This window comes from Arthrobacter sp. Y3223164 (genome assembly GCF_059091005.1).
In genome coordinates this window covers 1-1,638 of sequence record NZ_JBNHGF010000519.1, presented here as the reverse complement: position 1 = coordinate 1,638, position 1,638 = coordinate 1, and the positions used below count along the sequence as shown (strand labels likewise).

2 protein-coding genes are annotated in these 1,638 nt (G+C 67.8%); one reads left to right on the top strand and one right to left on the bottom strand.

The window, feature by feature from the left end:
• The first annotated feature begins 219 nt into the window (after positions 1-219).
• Positions 220-723, top strand: coding sequence for a DUF3145 domain-containing protein (locus tag AC5RUJ_RS16010; protein ID WP_493977382.1), 504 nt, complete (start codon positions 220-222; stop codon positions 721-723).
• A 107-nt stretch (positions 724-830) separates the two neighbouring features.
• On the opposite strand, the gene AC5RUJ_RS16005 is transcribed toward AC5RUJ_RS16010, so the two are convergent.
• A partial coding sequence (locus AC5RUJ_RS16005; RefSeq protein WP_494156213.1) for a beta-ketoacyl-[acyl-carrier-protein] synthase family protein occupies positions 831-1,638 on the bottom strand: 808 nt, incomplete at its 5' end.

The window sequence follows — 1,638 nt, the reverse complement described above, 5'->3', positions numbered from 1 at the left end:
CGCCCGCCCGGAACGCGGCCGCCCCGGGGAGCCGGCGGACCGGCTGCACCGGCGGAACCGGCGACACGCCATAACACATTGGTAGTTACACTGGCGCAATTCGATGCCGTACGGCACAATGAGGAACGAAGCGTCGGAAACAGCAGTACTGACAAGTTCCATCCGTTGACAGGCTGAAGGTCGTTGGGGAAGACGTACCTACAGCAAATGGAGGATGGGATGTCTGTTGTGATGACGCGTGGAGTGCTGTTTGTGCATTCAGCACCTTCGGCACTGTGCCCGCATATCGAGTGGGCCGTCGGATCCGTCGTGGACAAGCGAACGGATCTCGAGTGGACCCCGCAGCCTGCCGCGCCCGGAATGTACCGGGCCGAGCTGTCGTGGGTCGGCGCGCAGGGGACCGGCGCCATGCTGGCCTCTGCCCTGCGCGGCTGGGCCCATTTGCGCTATGAAGTCGCCGAAGAGCCGAGCGCCGGGGTGGACGGCGGCCGCTGGTCGCACACGCCCGAACTCGGCATTTTCCACGCCATGACCGACGTTCACGGAAACATCATGGTGAGCGAGGACCGCATCCGCTACGCCTACGAAGCCGGTGCCGGCGATCCCGCAGCCGTCTACCACGAACTGTCCCTCGCCCTGGGCGAGGCATGGGACGAAGAACTCGAGCCTTTCCGCCACGCCGCCGAAGGCGCCCCCGTCCGCTGGCTGCACCAGGTCGGCTGACGCCGGCTCTTCCCTCCCTCCTCCATCCACGCAAAAGGGAGGGCGGCCGGTGAAAACCGGCCGCCCTCCCTTTCGTGCTGCCCGCAGGCAAGCATTGGAGTGAACGGTCAGACGTTGCGGAACACGACGACGGCGTTGTGGCCGCCGAACCCGAAGGAGTTGTTCAACGCGACGATGTCGCCCTGCGGCAGGTCGCGGGACGAGGTGACCACGTCCAGTGGGATCTCCGGGTCCTGGTTCTCCAGATTGATCGTGGCCGGAGCGCGGCGTTCGTAGACAGCCATTACGGTCATCACGGACTCCACAGCACCCGACGCGCCGAGCAGGTGGCCGGTCTGCGACTTGGTCGCGGAGACCGCAACGTTGTCGACATGGTCACCGAGCGCGGCCTTCAGAGCAGTGTATTCCGGCTTGTCGCCGACAGGGGTGGACGTGGCGTGGGCGTTGACGTGCACCACGTCGGTCGCCTGTGCCCGGGCGTCGAACATCGCGGCCTTCAGCGCGCGGGTGGCGCCCAGTCCCTCGGGATCGGGGGCGGTGATGTGGTAGGCATCGGCGGTGACGCCGGAGCCGGCAAGCTCGGCATAGATGCGGGCACCGCGGGCCAGGGCATGTTCCTCGGCCTCGAGCACCAGCGCGCCGGCGCCTTCGCCCATCACGAAGCCGTCCCGGTCCAGATCGTACGGGCGCGAGGCACGTTCGGGGTCGTCATTGCGCCTGGACAGGGCCTGCATCGCGCTGAACGCCGCGATCGGCATGGGGTGGATCGCGGCCTCGGCGCCGCCGGTCATGACCACGTCGGCCTTGCCGGCGCGGATCAGGTCGATGCCCAAGGCCATGGCTTCGGTGCCGGAAGCGCAGGCGGAGACCGGGGTGTGGGCGCCCGCGCGGGCACCCAGGTCCATGCTCACGGCC